Source organism: Rhodanobacter sp. PCA2 (genome assembly GCF_013620825.1).
Lineage (GTDB): Bacteria > Pseudomonadota > Gammaproteobacteria > Xanthomonadales > Rhodanobacteraceae > Rhodanobacter_A.
Genome location: NZ_NJIC01000042.1, coordinates 46,780 through 62,878, shown reverse-complemented (window position 1 = coordinate 62,878; position 16,099 = coordinate 46,780). Strand labels below are relative to the sequence as shown.

Here is a 16,099-nt window from a genome sequence, read left to right as displayed (position 1 = left end):
ATGCGCCGTCTGCGCCGGCGGCCGCCGTCGAGGCCCCGGCGGTGCAGCCCGCCGCCGAAGCGGCCGCCGCGGGGCCGGCGCCGGGCGAGAAGGTCTACCAGTCCACCTGCGTGCTGTGCCATGGCAGCCCCGCCGTCGGCGCTCCCGTGCTGGGCAACAAGGAGGATTGGGCTCCGCGCATCGCGCAGGGCAAGGACGTGCTCTACAAGCACGCGCTGGAAGGCTTCACCGGAGCGAAGGGCACGATGCCGCCGCACGGCGGCAACCCCAGCATCGACGAAGCGTCGATCAAGGAAGCCGTCGATTACATGGTCGGCAAGTCGCAATAAGACAGGGGCGTGACATGAAGATGGCAGGCTCGCAGCGTGGTCCGGGCGCGGTCCGGCACGGCCATGGATGCGGATGGCTGTACGGATTGTTCGTGGTGTGTGCGTTGCTGCTCGGCAGCGGCCGCGCCTGGGCCGGAGCGTATGAGGCGGAATGGCCGGCCGCGATGTTCGCCGGCCCGGATCTGTGCCGCTATGCGCCCTGCGGCAGCGTGCTGCCGGGCGCCGAGCGTTTCTCGCTGCGCAAGGGCCAGCCCGCCTACGTCGAAGGCCTGCGCAAACACGACGGTCGCGACGAGGTGGTGGGCTACGTCTTCCTGTCCACCGACACCACGCCCGACATCGTCGGCTACTCGGGCAAGCCCATCGTCACCCTGGTGGGCATGGATGCGCAGGGACGCGTCACCGGCGTGCGCATCCTCCGCCACAGCGAACCCATCCTGCTGGCGGGCATTCCCGAAGAAAAACTCGTGGGTTATGTCGCCCAGTACATCGGCAAGCCGGCCGGTGCCCATTTCGAACTCGGCCGTGCCGACGGCACGAACGTGCCGATGGACGCCATCAGCGGCGCCACCGTCACCGTGCTGGCCGAGAACCAGATGGTGGGACGTGGCAGTTATGCCGTGGCACGCCAGGTCGGGTTGATCCATGCCGTGGAACGCCCCCAGGCCCGGTTCACCGCTGCAACTGCACCGTCCGACTGGGCCGGGCTGGTGACCGAGGGCAGCGTGGGCCATCTCAAGGTGATGCCCGGGCAGGTGGGCGAGCCCGCCGCGGCCCGGCCTTTCGTCGACCTCTGGTTCGGCTACCTCAACGAACCGGCGGTGGGCAAGGCGGTGCTGGGCGAGGCGGTGTACCAGCGGCTGATGGGCGAACTGAAGCCGGGCGAGCACGCCATCTTCATCATCAACGGCGGCAGCAGCTCGTTCAAGGGTTCGGCGTTCGTGCGCGGCGGCATATACGACCGCATCCAGGTGAGCCAGGATGCGGACGCCTACCAGTTCGGCGACGGCGACTACCGCAACCTGTACCACATCGACCTGCCGGGCGTTCCGGCGTACGACGAGTCCGGCATCTTCATACTGCGCGGCAAGTCGTTTTCAGCCGCCTATCCGTGGCGGCTCGCGTTCCTGTCCAAGCACGAGGGGGACCACGGCGCCGCGGACTTCGCGAACTTCAACGCCGAGTACTGGCTGCCGGCGCGCTACCTGGAAGGCGGTCGTCCCACGGTCGAGAAGCCGACGCCCGCCTGGGTGAAGCTGTGGAAGGCCAAGGCCTTCACGATCACCGCGTTCGTGGCCTTCCTGCTGGCCGTCGCGGTGTTCTACGCGCTGCGCATGCGCTGGGCCGCGCGCTCGCGGCGCAACGACAAGCGCTGGATCCTGTGGCCGCACATCGCGGCATGGGTGGTGGCGGTGGGTTTCGTCGGCTTCATGCAGCTTGCGCAGCCGTCGGTGGTGCAGGTGCTCACGCTGGTCCACGCGCCGTTCGACGGCTGGCGCTGGGACCTGTTCCTCAGCGATCCGCTGATCTTCCTGTTCTGGGTCTTCATCGCGGTCACCGTCGCCCTGTGGGGCCGCGGCGTGTTCTGCGGCTGGCTGTGCCCGTACGGCTCGATGAGCGAGCTGCTGTATCGCGGCGCCCGGCGCCTGGGCCTCGGGCGCTGGCAGTTCGCGCTGCCGTCGCGCTGGCACCACCGCCTGCGCTGGCTGAAGTACGTCGTGCTGCTGGTGCTGGTGGCGGCCTCGTTCCACTCCATGGCGCTGGCCGAGCGCATGGCGGAGGTGGAGCCGTTCAAGACCACCTTCATGGTCCACGTGTGGAACCGCAGCTGGCCGTTCGTGCTGTTCTGGTCGGCGCTGGTGGCGCTCTCGATGTTCATCGAGCGGCCGTTCTGCAAGTACCTGTGCCCGCTGGGCGCTGCGCTGGCGCTGCCGTCGCGGTTCCGCCTGTTCGGCCTGAAGCGCAAGGCCGAATGCACCACCTGCAAGGCCTGCGCGGTGGGTTGCGGTTCGCAGGCGATCGACGCGCAGGGGCGCATCGACCCGTCCGAATGCATGCAATGCCTGGACTGCATCGTGCTCTACCACGACGACCACGCCTGCCCGCCGCTCAGCGCCGAACGCAAGCGCCGCGCCAAGGCCGGCCTGCCGTTGACGCCGATCGGCCGCGACGGCCACTTCATCCCGATCAAGCTGATCGAATGAAGCGCATGCCCGCCCTCCTGCTGCTGGCCTTCGCGGCGCTGCCCGCGGGCGCGGCGACGCTGCGCGTGCATCCCGGCGAGCGCATCGACGCGGCGATCGCGCAGGCGGCGCCCGGCGACACGGTCGAGATCGAGCGCGGCCAGTACGCGGGCGGCTTCCGCATCGACAAGCCGCTGTCGCTGGTCGGCGTGGGGCGGCCCACCGTCGGCGGCGGCGGCCAGGGCGACGTCATCCGCGTCGCGTCGCCCGACGTGCGCATCGAAGGGCTGATCGTGCGCGACAGCGGCGACGACCTCGGCGCGCAGAACGCCGGCATCTACATCCAGCCCGGCTCCGACCGGGCGGTGGTCAGCCATTGCGATTTCGCCCACGTGCTGTTCGGCCTGTGGATCGAAAAGAGCAACCAGGTGACGGTGGCGGACAACCTGATCACCGGCATGCGCGAGAAGATCTCCTCGCAGCGCGGCAACGCGATCCAGCTGTACAACACCCAGGGCGCGTCGATCGAGCGCAACCGCATCAGCTTCGCGCGCGACGGCATCTACGTGGACGTGTCGCACCACGCGCGCTTCGTCGGCAACCGCATCCACGACGTGCGCTACGGCACGCACTACATGAATTCCTACCACAACCTGTGGCAGGGCAACGAGAGCTTCCACAACATCGGCGGCATGGCGCTGATGGAGGTGCGGGACCTCGACGTGCGCGACAACGTGGCCTGGGGCAACGAAAGCCACGGCATCATGCTGCGGACGATCCAGGACTCCACCATCGCCGGCAACATCTCGGCCGGCAATCGCGAGGGCCTGTTCGTCTACGACGCCGAGTACGTCACCCTGCGCGGCAACCTGGTGGTCGGCAACGCGGTGGGCGTGCACCTGTGGGCCGGCTCGTACAACAACGAAGTCGACGGCAACGACTTCATCGGCAATACCGAGCAGGTGAACTACGTGGCTACGCGCGACGTGCAGTGGGGCAAGCGCGAGGGCAACTACTGGAGCAACTACCTGGGTTGGGACGCGGACGCGAACGGCTACGGCGACGTGCCGTTCGAGGCGAACGAGCTGACCGACCGCCTGGTCTCGCGCTACCCGTTCGTGAAGCTGCTGCAAAGCAGCCCCGCGCTGCAGGCGCTGAGCCTGGTGTCGCGGCAATTCCCGGTGCTGCGCGTGGCCACCATCATCGATGCGCATCCGGCGATGCGTCCCCATCATGCCGACTGGAGCCAGTGGCTTGAACGCAGTGGTCGTTGAAATCAAGGGCGTGGTGAAGCGCTATGGCGCGACGCCGGTGGTCGACGGCATCGGCTTTTCCTGCGGGGAAGGCGAGATGGTCGGCCTGGCGGGCCACAACGGTGCCGGCAAGAGCACCTTGTTCAAGATGATGCTGGGCATCATCGCCGCGGACGCGGGAGACATCCTGCTGTTCGGCGAGCCGGTGCGCGGGCGCCGCTTCCGCGAGGTGCGCCGCGCGATCGGCTACCTGCCCGAACACGTGGCGCTGTACGACAACCTGTCGGGACTGGAGACCCTGCGCTTCTTCGCGCGGCTGAAATCCGCCGATCCCGCAGGCTGCAAGGACCTGCTCGAACGCGTGGGGCTGGCCGGGGCGATGCATCGTGCCGTGCGCGAATACTCCAAGGGCATGCGCCAGCGCCTGGGCTTCGCGCAGGCGCTGCTGGGCGAGCCCCGCCTGCTGCTGCTGGACGAACCCACCAACGGCCTGGACCCGGAAGCCATCCATGACTTCTACGACCAGTTGCAACAGCTGAAGAACGCGGGAACCACGATACTGCTGAGTTCGCATCTGCTGGCCGAGATCCAGTCGCGCGTGGATCGCCTGGTGATCATGGCCAGCGGCAAGCTGGTGGCCACGGGCACGGTGGCCGCGCTGGCCGCCGCCTCCGGGCTGCCCGCCGGGCTGGCGCTGACGCCCCGCGAAGGCGCCCGCGAGCGCGTGAAGGGCGCCCTGCTGGCCGCCGGCCTCGTGCCCCTGGATGCCCCCGACGGCACGGTGCACGCGATCGTGGCGAAGCCCCATCGCATGACGCTGCTGCGCGTGCTGGCCGGGCTGTCCGGCGACCTGCAGGAGTACACGCTGACCGAGCCCACGCTGGAGGACGTGTTCCTGCACCACCAGCGCGGCACCACCTGGGTGGAGCGTGCGGCATGAGGCCCGCATCGCACTGGCAATGGCGCCTGGTGGCCGCGATCGCGGCCAAGGAATGGCGGGACCGCCTGCGCAACCGCTGGGTGCTGGCGGTGGCCGTGGTATTCGGTGCGTTCGCGTTGCTGATCGCGTATTTCGGCGGCGCCCAGTCGGGCGTGCTGGGCTTGCGCAGCGCCGCCGTCACGGTGGCCAGCCTGACCAGCCTGGCGATCTACCTGGTGCCGCTGATCGCCTTGCTGCTGGGTTTCGACGCCGTGGTCGGCGAGCGCGAGCGCGGCGTGCTGGACCTGCTGCTGTCGCAACCGATCACCCGGGCCGAGCTGCTGCTCGGCAAATACCTGGGGCTGGCCGCGGCCCTGGCGATGGCGACGCTGGTGGGTTTCGGCGCCGCGCTGGTGCCGCTGGCGCCCTCGATGGACCTGACCGCGCTGGCGATCTACCTGCGCTTCGTGGGCAGTGCGCTGATGCTGGGCCTGGCCTTCCTCAGCCTCGCCGTGCTGGTGTCCACCGTGGCGCGGGACCGCACGCGGGCCACCGGCGCCGCGATCGCGCTGTGGTTCGGCTTCGTGCTGGTGTTCGACCTGTCGCTGCTGGGCGTGCTGGTGGCCACGGCGGGCAGCCACGCCTCGACCTGGGCGCCGTATGTGCTGCTGCTCAATCCCGCGGACGTGTTCCGCGCGATCAACGTGTTCGGCGCAGATGCGCTGCGCAGTTCGTTCGGCCTGGGCACCTTGACCGCCCAGGGCTGGAATGCGGCCGCCACCCTGTACGGCGTGCTGCTCGCCTGGATCGTCGCGCCGCTGGGCGCGGCCCTTTGGAGGTTCCGATGAAATCGATGCGACGTTGGATGCCCGGATTGCTTGCGCTGTTGCTTGCCGCCTGCGCGCAGCAGGTGGCGACGCCAGGGCCGTTCGAGCCGCAGGCAGGCGCGCAGTGCGAGCTGGACGGCATGACGCTGGCCGACTACCCCGGCCCCAAGGGCCAGATCAACTATGCGGACGGCAAGACCGCGTACTTCTGCGACACGGTGGAGCTGCTGTCGATGCTGCTGCAGCCCGAGCAGGTACGCGCCGTGGCCGGGGCGTACACCCAGGACATGGGGCATGCCGACTGGGATCACCCGCACGGGCACTGGACCGATGCGACCAAGGCCTTCTACGTGCGCGGTTCGCGCCGCCACGGCAGCATGGGCCCCACGCTGGCGAGCTTCGCCGTGCGCGCGGACGCGGAAGCGTTCGCGCGCGAGTTCGGCGGGGAAGTGCTGGGCTACGCGCAGATCACGCCGGACATGGTGCGCCTGGACGGCGCCGCCGGCGGCGACATGGGCATGTGAGGGACACATGACGAACTTCTTCGAGAATGTCGACCCGCGGGCCGCCACGGCGATTTCCGACGTGTCGCGACGGATGTACGAACTGCGCGAACGGCGCAAGCGCCTGCTGGCGGCGACCGGATGCGGCGAGGCCGACGAAATACTGGCGGCGGTGCGCGACGGCAGCCTGCCCGAACACCCCGGTTACGACGCGTGGCTGGCCGTGCGCCTGATCGACGATCGCGAGCGCGCCCTGCACGACACCTTGCAATGGCGCTGCCTGGTCGCGAACGGCGCGAAGCGCCTGCCGCCGCCCCGCTCCGGCCTGGCCGCCCTGGCGTATGCGATCCAGCCCGTGCTGCCGGCCGTGTTCGCGGGCGGCATGCGGCTGCACCATGACGGCATCGCCTTCCGGGGCACGTCAGGCGTCCAGGCGCTGGTGCGCATGCAGACGCCGCAGGCCTGGTCGTTCGAGTGGAACCTCGCCGACGAAGCCTGGCGGCTGGATACCGCGCCGGCCGTCCATCCGGGCGTGGCCGGCGCCGTGCACGTGCACCGGCCGGACGGCGCGGTGGTCGACAGTCCGGTAGCGCTGCCGCTGCAGGAAGGCAGCTCCGGGGTGGTGCTGGCGTTCCTGAAGGCGCTGGCGCAGTCGCCGACGCTGGGGCTGCACTGACGCGCGCGCAGCCTGCTCAGTCGAGGAAGCCGGAAATCACGTCGTTGAGGAAACGCTGGCCCAGCGCGGTGGTGCGCAGCCAGTGCGGATCGTCGACCAGCCAGCCGCGGCGGCGCGCCGCGGCCAGCGGCGCGGCGATGCGTTCCGGCGGCAGGCCGGTGCGTGCGGCGAAGTCGGCCAGCGGCACGCCGTCGATCAGGCGCAGCGCGTTGAGCATGTATTCGAACGGCAGCTCGTCGGCGTCGACCGCGCCGTCGCCGCCGATGCGCGCTGCGCCGCCGACTGCTTCCATGTAGGCCCGCGGGTGGCGGGTCTTCCAGCGTCGGCGCACCTGGCCGGCGGCCGCGTCGCTGAGCTTGCCGTGCGCGCCGGCGCCGATGCCGAGGTAGTCGCCGAACTGCCAGTAGTTGAGGTTGTGCGCACAGCGCCGGCCGGCCTGCGCATAGGCGGAAATCTCGTACTGGCCGTAGCCGGCCGCCGCCAGGCGCGCCTCGCAGGCTTCCTGCATGGCCCAGGCGTGGTCGTCGTCGGGCAGCGGCGGCGGGTTGGCGGCGAAGGCGGTGTTCGGTTCCAGCGTGAGCTGGTAGTGCGAGACGTGCGTGGGCGCGAGCGCGATGGCGCGCTCGACGTCGGCCAGCGCGCCGTCGAGGTCCTGCGTCGGCAGCGCGTACATCAGGTCGAGGTTGATGTTGGCGTAGCCGGCGTCCTGCGCCGACTTCACGGCGGCCTCCGCTTCGCCCGCGGAATGGATGCGGCCGAGGCGGCGCAGCTTGTCGTCGTCGAAACTCTGGATGCCGAAGGAAAGGCGGTTCACGCCCGCCGCGAGATAGCCGTCGAAGCGGCCGTGCTCGACCGTGCCGGGATTGGTCTCCAGGGTGATTTCGCAGTCGCCGGCGAAGGGCAGGCGTGCGCGGGCGCCGTCGAGGAAGCGCGCGATGTGGTCCGGCGCGAACAGGCTGGGCGTGCCGCCGCCGAAGAACACGCTGACGATGTCGCGGCCGCGCGCGGCCGCGCCGAAGTCGGCAAGGTCGGCGTCCAGGTCGGCCAGCAGCAGGTCCGCGTACTCGGCATAGGGCGGCGGCGCGCCGCGCAGGCCGTGCGAGTTGAAGTCGCAGTACGGGCACTTCTTCACGCACCACGGCATGTGCACGTACAGCGCCAGCGGCGGTGCGGCGAGGCTCATTGCCAGTGCAGTTCGCGCAGCCTTTCGTGCAGCAGGGCGAGCGCCTGGCCGCGATGGCTGAGGCGGTTCTTCAGCGCGTCGTCCATCTCGGCCACGCTCTGCGCGTAGCCGTCCGGCAGGAACACCGGGTTGTAGCCGAAGCCGCCGGTGCCGCGCCCTTCGGTGAGGATGCGTCCGTACCAGCGGCCTTCCGCGATCAGCGGGGCAGGGTCCTCGGCGTGGCGCAGCAGGACGAGCACGCCGATGAAGAAGGCGCTGCGCCGTTCCTCCGGCACGCCTTCGAGGGCCTGCAGCAGCTTGGCGTTGTTGGCCGCTGCGTTGCCGTGGTCGCCGCTGTAGCGGGCGGAATACAGGCCGGGCGCGCCGCCGAGGTGATCCACGCACAGCCCCGAGTCGTCGGCCAGCGCGGGCAGGCCGGTGGCGCGCGCGGCGTGGCGCGCCTTGAGCAGCGCGTTCTCGACGAAGCTGAGGCCGGTTTCCTCGGCGTCGTCCACGCCGAGGCTGGCCTGCGGCACCACGTCGAAGCCGCTGTCGGCGAACAGGGCGCCGAATTCCCTCAGCTTGCCGGGGTTGCTGCTGGCGAGGACGAGTTTCATGGCTTCGGCTGCAGCAGGTCCCAGCGGTTGCCGTACAGGTCCTCGAAGACCGCCACGGTTCCATAGGCTTCATGGCGCGGCGCTTCGGCGAAGCGCACGCCGCGCGCCGTCATCGCGGCGAAGTCGCGATCGAAATCGTCCGTGTGCAGGAAGAAGCCGACGCGGCCGCCGGTCTGCTTGCCGATGCACGCGCCCTGGGCCTCGTCCGCGGCCTTCGCCAGCAGGATGGCCGTCGTGGCGCCGCGCGGCGCCACCAGCACCCAGCGCTTGCCGTCGCCGCGCGGCGAATCCTCGCGCAACTCGAAGCCGAGCGCCTGCGTGTAGTACCGGATCGCCTCGTCGTAGTCCGCCACGACGAGCACGAAGCTGGCGATGTATTGGCTCATGGGTGCGGGATCGCCCGGCAGCTCAGGCGGCGAGCGCGGCGCGCTGTGCGGCCACCAGTTCGCCGATGCCCTTCTCGGCCAGCGCCAGCAGCGCGTCCATCTCGTCGCGGCGGAAGGCGTGGCCCTCGGCGGTGCCCTGCACCTCGATGAAGCCGCCGCCGTCGTTCATCACCACGTTCATGTCGGTGTCGCAGTCCGAATCCTCGGCGTAGTCGAGGTCGAGCACCGGCACGCCCTTGTAGATGCCCACGGATACCGCGGCCACCGCGCCCACGATCGGGTTGCGCTTGAGGTTCTCGCGCTGCATCAGCGCGTTCACCGCGTCGGCCAGGGCCACGTAGGCGCCGGTGATCGCGGCGGTGCGGGTGCCGCCGTCGGCCTGGATCACGTCGCAGTCCAGCGTGACCACGCGTTCGCCCAGCGCCTGGCGGTTGATGCAGGCGCGCAGGCTGCGGCCGATCAGGCGCTGGATCTCCATGGTGCGGCCGCCCTGGCCGCCGCGCGCGGCTTCGCGCTGCATGCGGGTGTGGGTGGCGCGCGGCAGCATGCCGTATTCGGCGGTGACCCAGCCCTCGCCCTTGCCGCGCAGCCATTGCGGCACGCGATCCTCGATGCTGGCGGTGCACAGCACGCGGGTGTCGCCGAAGCTCACCAGCACCGAGCCTTCGGCGTGGCGGGTGTAGTGGCGTTCGATGGCGACGGTGCGCAACTGGTCGCTGGCGCGGCCGCTGGGTCGGACGGACTGGTTCATGTGGGCCGTTGGGCAACTCGGGGTCGGAAAGTTTACCATTGCGACCCTTCCCACCGTTCGCAGGCCGCCGATGATCCGCAGCATGACCGCCTATGCCTCGGCCGAGACCGGCGGACCCGCCGGTACGCTGAGCTGCGAACTGCGCACGGTCAACCACCGCTACCTGGAGCTTTCGCCGCGCCTGCCGGACGAGCTGCGCAGCCTGGAGTCCCAGTTGCGCGAGCGCATCGCGGCGAAGCTCTCGCGCGGCAAGGTGGACGTGACGGTGCGCAGCAACGACACGCGCAGCGAATCCCTGCAGGTGAACGGCGCGCTGCTGTCGCGCCTGTCCGACCTGAACCTGGACCTGCAGGCGCGCTTCCCCGGACTGCAGGTGCAGTTCACCGAACTGCTGCGCTTCCCCGGCGTGCTGCAGCAGGAGGCGGCCGACCCCGAGGCGCGCCAGGCCACGTTGTTCGAGGTGCTGGACCGTGCGTTGGACGCGCTCACCGCCACCCGCGAACGCGAGGGCGCGAAGCTGGGCCAGATCCTGCGCGACCGGCTGGACGCGATCGAGCGCATCGTGGCCCAGGTGCGCGAATGGATGCCCGGGATCCGCGCCGCGCTGCGCGCCCGGCTGGAGGCGCGGCTGGCCGACCTCAAGCAGCCCGCCGACCCCGGCCGGCTGGAGCAGGAACTGGTGCTGCAGATCACCCGCAGCGACGTGGACGAGGAACTGGACCGCCTCAGCACCCACATCGCCGAGACGCGCCGCGTGCTGGGCCTGAAGGAGCCGGTGGGCCGCCGCCTCGATTTCCTGATGCAGGAGTTCAACCGCGAGGCGAACACGCTGGGCTCCAAGTCGGTGGACGCGCGCAGCACCAACGCCGCCGTCGAACTCAAGGTGCTGATCGAGCAGATGCGCGAGCAGGTGCAGAACATCGAGTGATGTTCCGTGCCGCCCGATGGCGTCCGGCACACCGCGTCGCAAGGTCGAAAGCCCGCTCCACGCGGGCTTTTTCGCGTCCGGCGTCGTCCGATGGCGTCAAGCGCGATCCGGCGTCGGGGCCGTATCCACGACCATGCCCGCAGCCCCTTGGTGGGGTGCGTCGCGGGTGCGACTCCATGGCGCCTTGCCGGTTTCACGTGCCGCGTCCGTCAGGGCGCAGAATGTCCGCCCCCGGGGCTGCCGGCCTCGCGCCGCCTGGGCGGAAACTCCCGATACAACTTCTCGAGCAAGGAACACTTTCCATGCGTGCCCTCCACAAAGAAAGTCATCTGATCGAACGGATAGGTTGGCTTCGAGCCGCGGTGCTTGGCGCCAACGATGGGTTGATATCGACTTCCAGCCTGATCGTGGGCGTGGGCGCCGCAGCGACGGCGCAGCACGAGATTCTCGTTGCCGGCGTCGCGGGGCTCGTTGCCGGCGCGATGTCGATGGCGGCGGGCGAATATGTATCGGTCAGTTCCCAGGCCGATACGGAAGAAGCCGACATGGCGCGTGAACGCCATGAACTGGCGACGCAGCCCGGCGCCGAACTCGCGGAACTTGTCGCCATCTATGAACAGCGCGGCGTGACGCGTGAACTGGCGCAGCAGGTCGCCGAGCAGATGATGGCGAAAGACGCATTCGCCGCGCATGCGCGCGATGAACTCGGACTCACCAGCCACATGATGGCCAGGCCCGCCCAGGCAGCTTTCACCTCGGCCGCCACCTTCGCCTTTGGCGCGTCGCTGCCGCTCGTCGTCGCGTTGCTTTCGCCTGCCGGAGCGGTGGTATGGAGCGTGTCGCTCGCCTGCCTCGTCGGTCTTGCGGTCCTCGGCGCCATCGGGGCGCGGGCGGGTGGAGCCGGCGTGTTCAAGCCCACGCTTCGGGTCGTGTTCTGGGGTGCCGTGGCCCTGGCGTCGACCGCCTTGATCGGCACGCTCGTAGGCAAGGCGGTCTAGGCGGCGGCTGACGGGCGCTGTCCCGCGCCGCCCGTCATGGCTTTCATCGATGCATCCCGGTCTCGCGGGCTCCCGCCTGTCCCGCTGTCCAGGCGGCAGCCTCGGTGATCCGGCTATACTTCCGGGCCGCACGCCGTCGATGGGGCACCGATGTCCACCAGCCGTTTGAGCCGTACCCGAGCGAAAGGATCGAGCATGGGAGCCGCACGGCTGGGCCACCTGCCGATTCCGGCCGAGGTCTAGGTGCATCCGGCAGGCCCCGCTTCCCGCTTCCCGGTCCTCTCCAGCAACGGAAGAGGGCGCAAACGCGTCGCGCACTTTCATGAGCATTGAACCGGGCACCCTGTTCGTGGTCGCCGCGCCCTCGGGCGCCGGCAAGTCCACCCTGGTCAACGCGCTGCTGGAGCGCGAGCCGGCGATCTCGCTGTCGGTGTCGCACACCACGCGGCCGCCGCGGCCGGGCGAGCAGTACGGGCGGCACTACTATTTCGTAGAGCGCGCGGAGTTCGAGCGCGAGGCAGCCGAAGGCATCTTCCTGGAGCATGCCGAGGTGCACGGCAACCTGTACGGCACCTCGCGCGACAAGGTGCGGGGGCTGCTGGAGCAGGGGCGCGACGTGCTGCTGGAGATCGACTGGCAGGGTGCGGCGCAGATCCGCAAGAGCAAGCCCGATTGCGTCAGCGTGTTCATCCTGCCGCCGTCGCGCGGGGAGCTGGAGCGCCGCCTGCGCGGCCGCGGCTCGGACGCGCCCGAGGTGATCGACCGGCGCCTCGCCAATTCGCGCGGCGAGATCGCCCACGCCCACGAGTTCGATTTCATCCTCGTCAACGACCGTTTCGAGGCCGCGCTGGACGAACTGCAGGCCATCGTGCGCGCCGTGCGCCTGCGCAGTTCGCTGCAGTGCCGCCGGTACGAAGCCCTGATCGCCGAGTTGCTGGCCTGAACGCCGTGCCAGCGGCCCGGCATCCCCGGCTTGGCTGCCCTCCGCCGCTCCGCTAACGTAGCCTGCTTATGAACGCCGCCGCCTCCCCCGATGACATGCTGATCCGCATCCGCGGCCTCACCACGGTGCTCAGCGGCAAGAAGGTCTTCGACGCGCTGGACATGGACATCCCGCGCGGCAAGGTCACCGCGATCATGGGCCCCAGCGGCACCGGCAAGACCACCCTGCTCAAGCACATCACCGGCCAGATGCGCGGCGATGCCGGGCAGATCACGGTGGACGGCCGCAACGTGCCCGAGCTGAGCCGCGAGGCGCTGTATGAGCTGCGCGAGAAGATCGGCTACCTGTTCCAGAACTCGGCCCTGCTCACCGATTACGACGTGTTCGAGAACGTGGCCTTCCCGCTGCGCCAGCACACGAAACTGCCCGAGGTGCTGATCCGCAACCTGGTGCTGACCAAGCTGCAGGCGGTGGGCCTGCGCGGCGCGGCGCAGCTGATGCCCAGCGAGCTTTCCGGCGGCATGGCGCGGCGCGTGGCGCTGGCGCGCGCGATCGTGTTCGATCCGATGCTGATCCTGTACGACGAGCCGTTCGTGGGTATCGATCCGATCGCGCTGAACCAGGTGCTGAAGCTGATCCGCACGCTCAACGAGACGCTGGGCATCACCAGCGTGCTGGTGGCGCACGAGCTGGATGCGATCAAGCACGTGGCCGACCACATTTTCCTGATCGCCAACGGCAAGGTGGTGGCGCAGGGCGATCCGAAGACCATCGCCGACGACGGCTCGCCGTGGACGCGGCAGTTCTTCGGCGGCGAGGCGGACGGCCCGGTGCCGTTCCAGTACCCGGCCGGCGACTACGCCGAGGCGCTGGGCTTTCCGCGGGGTGGTGCATGAACGCGCGCATGGCAAACGACAACGTGGTGACGCAGGCGCTGGGCCAGATCGGCAGCTGCGGCCTGTTCCTGCTGCAGATCCTCGCGGCGATCCCGCGCAGCCTGCGCTACGGGCGCGAGACGGTGCGCCAGCTGTGGTTCGTGGGCGCGATGAGCCTCACCATCATCATGACCTGCGGCCTGTTCGTGGGCATGGTGCTGGAGCTGCAGCTCTACCACGTGCTGTCGATGTTCGGCAGCACCTCGATGAGCGGCACGGTGGTGGCCATCGCCACCTATCGCGAACTGGGGCCGGTGGTCACCGCGCTGCTGTTCGCCGGTCGCGCCGGCACCGCGATCACCGCCGAGATCGGCCTGATGCGCGCCACCGACCAGATCGCCGCGATGGAGCTGATGGCGGTGGACCCGCTGGCCTACGTGGCCGCGCCGCGCTTCCTCGCCGGGCTGGTCGCGATGCCGCTGCTGTGCTGCGTGTTCTGCGCGCTGGCGGTCTTCGGCGGCCACCTGGTGGGCGTGTCGTGGCTGGGCATCGACAACGGCACGTTCTGGTCGAACATGACCGCCACCGTCGACGTGTGGCAGGACATCATCAGCGGCGTGATCTGGAAGAGCCTGGCGTTCGGCGCCGTGGTGGCGCTGATCGCCGTGTTCCAGGGCTATACCGCACCGCCCACCAGCGAAGGCGTGGCCTACGCCACCACCCGCACCGTGGTCGCCTCGTCCATCGCCATCCTGGCGCTGGACTTCGTGCTGACCGCGTTCCTTATGTGACCCGCCCGACGTGACCCGCATGACGATCCGACTTTCTTCGAGGATGTTGCCGTGAGCCAGAGAAAATCCTATGCCGTCGGCACCGGCCTGTTCATCGTGCTCGGCTTCGCCGCGCTGGCCTATCTCGCCACCCAGACCAGCTCGGTGGCGAACCGCCAGCAGGGCGCCAGCTACATCGTGGACGCGCAGTTCGAGAACATCGGGCAGCTGAAGGAGCGCGCCCCGGTGAAGATCGCCGGCGTGCGCGTGGGCCAGGTGCAGTCGATCGCGCTGGTGCCCGGCAAGTCCGTGGCCGACGTGAAGCTGTCCATCGACAAGGGCTACGCCACGATTCCCGCCGATTCGGTCGCCACGATCTTCACCAGCGGCCTGCTCGGCGACCAGTACGTGGGCATCGAGTACGGCCACGACAAGAAGTACGTCGCCGACGGCGGCAAGCTGGCGCTGACCCGCTCCACCCAGCCGCTGGAGGAGATGCTGAGCAAGTTCTTCGGCGCCGGCGGCGCGGCCGACAACATCGGCGGCACCTACGAGGTCACCGCGCACTTCACCAACGTGGGCACGCTGTCGGCGGGCGCCCCGGTGAAGATGGCCGGCGTGCCGATCGGCCAGGTGGTGTCGGTGCGGGCCGAACCCGCCAAGCTGGACGCGGTGGCGACCCTGGCGATCGACAACCGGTACAACCAGATTCCCGACGACTCCGCCGCCGCGGTGTTCACCAGCGGTTTGATCGGCAGCCAGTACGTTGCGATCCAGCCCGGCGGTTCGCCGGACATGCTGAAGAACGGCGACGAGATGATCCTGACCCAGTCGGCGATGCAGCTGGAAGACCTGATCGGCAAGTTCCTGGTCAACGGTTCCGGCGGCGGCGACGCCAGGAAGGATGCAGGCTCGTCCACCCCCACGGCCGGCAAGCATTGAGGCCGGCACCCTGCACAGTTCGCACAGGAGTTTCCGCATGATGCGTCATCTGGCTCTCGCCATCGCCGTGGCCTTCGGCGGCGCGCTCGCCGCGCCGGCCATGGCCCAACAGTCCGCCGCCCAGCAGCCTGCGGCCCAGCAGACCCCGGAGCAGGTGGTGCAGGGCATCGCCAGGCAACTCGATGCCGAAGTGGGCGGGCGCAAGGCCGACCTGCAGAAGAACCGCGAAAAGCTGGTCGGCGTCATCAACCAGGTGTTCCTGCCGCATTTCGACGTGGATTACGCGGCGATCCTGGTGCTCGGCCAGCATGCCCGCGAGGCCTCGCCAGCGCAGCGCGCGGAGTTCGCCAAGGCGTTCTACAACTCCATCACCCACCGCTACGCGGAAGGCCTGCTGAACTACACCAACGGCGCGGTGAGGGTGCTGCCGTCGACCGGCGACCTCAACGACAAGCGCACCGTGGTGCGTACCCAGGTGGCCACCGGCGACGGCAAGACCGTGTCCGTGGACTTCGCGTTCCGCAAGACCGCCAGCGGCGAGTGGAAGGCCTACGACGTGGTGATCGAGGGCATTTCCTACATCACGAACTATCGCAACCAGGTCGATGCGGAGATCCGCAAGGTCGGCCTCGACCAGCTGATCAAGAACCTGCAGACCCAGGGCGACCAGGCGCTGAAGGCGATGGAGCAGCAACCGGGCGGCAAGGCCAATGGCGGCTGATACCGGTTTCCGGCTGGAACGCGGCGAGCCGGGCACGCTGGCGGTGTCCGGCGTGCTGGGTTTTCCCACCGCGGCCGAGGCGTGGCAGACGCTGGACGGGGCGTTGCGGGCGGGCGACCGCTTCACGCTGGACCTCGCCGGCGTGCGCTCCTGCGACAGCGCCGGCCTGGCCTGCGTGCTGGCCGTGCTGGCCGCGGCCCGCGTGCGCGGCCAGGTCGTGAGCCTGCGGCACGTGCCCGATGGGCTGCGCACCCTGGCGCAGGTCAGCGGCGTGGAGGCGTTCCTGGCGCCGGCCTGAAGCGCAGGTTCGCAACCG

The 16,099-nt window shown here is 69.6% G+C and carries 19 protein-coding genes; 15 read left to right on the top strand and 4 right to left on the bottom strand.

The window, feature by feature from the left end:
* From PCA_RS14010 to PCA_RS13980, 7 genes are all read left to right on the top strand, one after another.
* Positions 1 to 329, top strand: a 329-nt coding sequence (locus tag PCA_RS14010) for a c-type cytochrome (protein ID WP_181303235.1), incomplete at its 5' end; no start/stop codon positions are given.
* Positions 330 to 424: 95 nt separating this feature from the next.
* Entirely contained in the window at positions 425 to 2,533 is a 2,109-nt protein-coding gene (locus PCA_RS14005) for a 4Fe-4S binding protein (RefSeq protein ID WP_219918831.1), read from the top strand.
* Between the two features lie 5 nt (positions 2,534 to 2,538).
* Positions 2,539 to 3,786 (top strand): nitrous oxide reductase family maturation protein NosD, encoded by a 1,248-nt coding sequence (locus tag PCA_RS14000; RefSeq protein WP_219918829.1) that lies wholly within the window; start codon positions 2,539 to 2,541, stop codon positions 3,784 to 3,786.
* Complete coding sequence (locus PCA_RS13995) at positions 3,776 to 4,705, top strand: ABC transporter ATP-binding protein (protein WP_343204463.1); 930 nt, start codon at positions 3,776 to 3,778, stop codon at positions 4,703 to 4,705. The genes PCA_RS14000 and PCA_RS13995 overlap by 11 nt, the downstream gene beginning before the upstream one ends.
* A complete protein-coding gene (locus tag PCA_RS13990) occupies positions 4,702 to 5,532 on the top strand; it encodes an ABC transporter permease subunit (RefSeq protein WP_181303232.1) in 831 nt (276 codons plus the stop codon). Before PCA_RS13995 ends, PCA_RS13990 begins: the two co-directional genes overlap by 4 nt.
* A gap of 17 nt (positions 5,533 to 5,549) precedes the next feature.
* Positions 5,550 to 6,035 carry a nitrous oxide reductase accessory protein NosL gene (locus tag PCA_RS13985; RefSeq protein ID WP_219918827.1) on the top strand — a complete coding sequence of 162 codons (486 nt, stop codon included), beginning with the start codon at positions 5,550 to 5,552 and terminating at the stop codon, positions 6,033 to 6,035.
* 7 nt (positions 6,036 to 6,042) lie between these two features.
* Positions 6,043 to 6,690 (top strand): hypothetical protein, encoded by a 648-nt coding sequence (locus PCA_RS13980; RefSeq protein ID WP_181303230.1) that lies wholly within the window; start codon positions 6,043 to 6,045, stop codon positions 6,688 to 6,690.
* Between the two features lie 16 nt (positions 6,691 to 6,706).
* Here PCA_RS13980 and hemW read toward each other — a convergent pair whose 3' ends face one another.
* From hemW to rph, 4 genes are read right to left on the bottom strand one after another with little or no spacing between them, the layout of a single operon-like run.
* On the bottom strand, positions 6,707 to 7,873 hold the full coding sequence (gene hemW / locus PCA_RS13975) for a radical SAM family heme chaperone HemW (RefSeq protein WP_181303229.1): 1,167 nt from the start codon (positions 7,871 to 7,873) through the stop codon (positions 6,707 to 6,709).
* Entirely contained in the window at positions 7,870 to 8,469 is a 600-nt protein-coding gene (rdgB, locus tag PCA_RS13970; RefSeq protein ID WP_181303228.1) for an RdgB/HAM1 family non-canonical purine NTP pyrophosphatase, read from the bottom strand. The genes hemW and rdgB overlap by 4 nt, the downstream gene beginning before the upstream one ends.
* Complete coding sequence (locus PCA_RS13965) at positions 8,466 to 8,855, bottom strand: VOC family protein (protein ID WP_181303227.1); 390 nt, start codon at positions 8,853 to 8,855, stop codon at positions 8,466 to 8,468. The genes rdgB and PCA_RS13965 overlap by 4 nt, the downstream gene beginning before the upstream one ends.
* 22 nt (positions 8,856 to 8,877) lie before the next feature.
* Positions 8,878 to 9,606, bottom strand: coding sequence for a ribonuclease PH (gene rph, locus PCA_RS13960; RefSeq protein WP_181303226.1), 729 nt, complete (start codon positions 9,604 to 9,606; stop codon positions 8,878 to 8,880).
* A 70-nt stretch (positions 9,607 to 9,676) separates the two neighbouring features.
* On the opposite strand from rph, the gene PCA_RS13955 reads away from it, so the two are divergent.
* The 8 genes from PCA_RS13955 (at position 9,677) to PCA_RS13920 (ending at position 16,081) form a co-directional block, all read left to right on the top strand.
* A complete protein-coding gene (locus PCA_RS13955) occupies positions 9,677 to 10,534 on the top strand; it encodes a YicC/YloC family endoribonuclease (RefSeq protein WP_181303225.1) in 858 nt (285 codons plus the stop codon).
* Between the two features lie 302 nt (positions 10,535 to 10,836).
* Positions 10,837 to 11,532 carry a VIT family protein gene (locus PCA_RS13950; RefSeq protein WP_181303224.1) on the top strand — a complete coding sequence of 232 codons (696 nt, stop codon included), beginning with the start codon at positions 10,837 to 10,839 and terminating at the stop codon, positions 11,530 to 11,532.
* Between the two features lie 322 nt (positions 11,533 to 11,854).
* The gene (gmk, locus tag PCA_RS13945) at positions 11,855 to 12,475 is read left to right on the top strand and encodes a guanylate kinase (RefSeq protein WP_181303223.1); all 621 of its coding nucleotides are present in this window, start codon (positions 11,855 to 11,857) and stop codon (positions 12,473 to 12,475) included.
* A 68-nt stretch (positions 12,476 to 12,543) separates the two neighbouring features.
* On the top strand, positions 12,544 to 13,371 hold the full coding sequence (locus PCA_RS13940) for an ATP-binding cassette domain-containing protein (protein ID WP_181303222.1): 828 nt from the start codon (positions 12,544 to 12,546) through the stop codon (positions 13,369 to 13,371).
* On the top strand, positions 13,368 to 14,141 hold the full coding sequence (mlaE, locus tag PCA_RS13935; protein WP_181303221.1) for a lipid asymmetry maintenance ABC transporter permease subunit MlaE: 774 nt from the start codon (positions 13,368 to 13,370) through the stop codon (positions 14,139 to 14,141). Before PCA_RS13940 ends, mlaE begins: the two co-directional genes overlap by 4 nt.
* Before the next feature lie 51 nt (positions 14,142 to 14,192).
* Positions 14,193 to 15,062 carry an outer membrane lipid asymmetry maintenance protein MlaD gene (mlaD, locus tag PCA_RS13930; protein ID WP_181303220.1) on the top strand — a complete coding sequence of 290 codons (870 nt, stop codon included), beginning with the start codon at positions 14,193 to 14,195 and terminating at the stop codon, positions 15,060 to 15,062.
* A gap of 37 nt (positions 15,063 to 15,099) precedes the next feature.
* Positions 15,100 to 15,783 carry an ABC transporter substrate-binding protein gene (locus PCA_RS13925; RefSeq protein WP_181303219.1) on the top strand — a complete coding sequence of 228 codons (684 nt, stop codon included), beginning with the start codon at positions 15,100 to 15,102 and terminating at the stop codon, positions 15,781 to 15,783.
* Complete coding sequence (locus PCA_RS13920; RefSeq protein ID WP_181303218.1) at positions 15,773 to 16,081, top strand: STAS domain-containing protein; 309 nt, start codon at positions 15,773 to 15,775, stop codon at positions 16,079 to 16,081. The genes PCA_RS13925 and PCA_RS13920 overlap by 11 nt, the downstream gene beginning before the upstream one ends.
* Positions 16,082 to 16,099 lie beyond the last annotated feature (18 nt).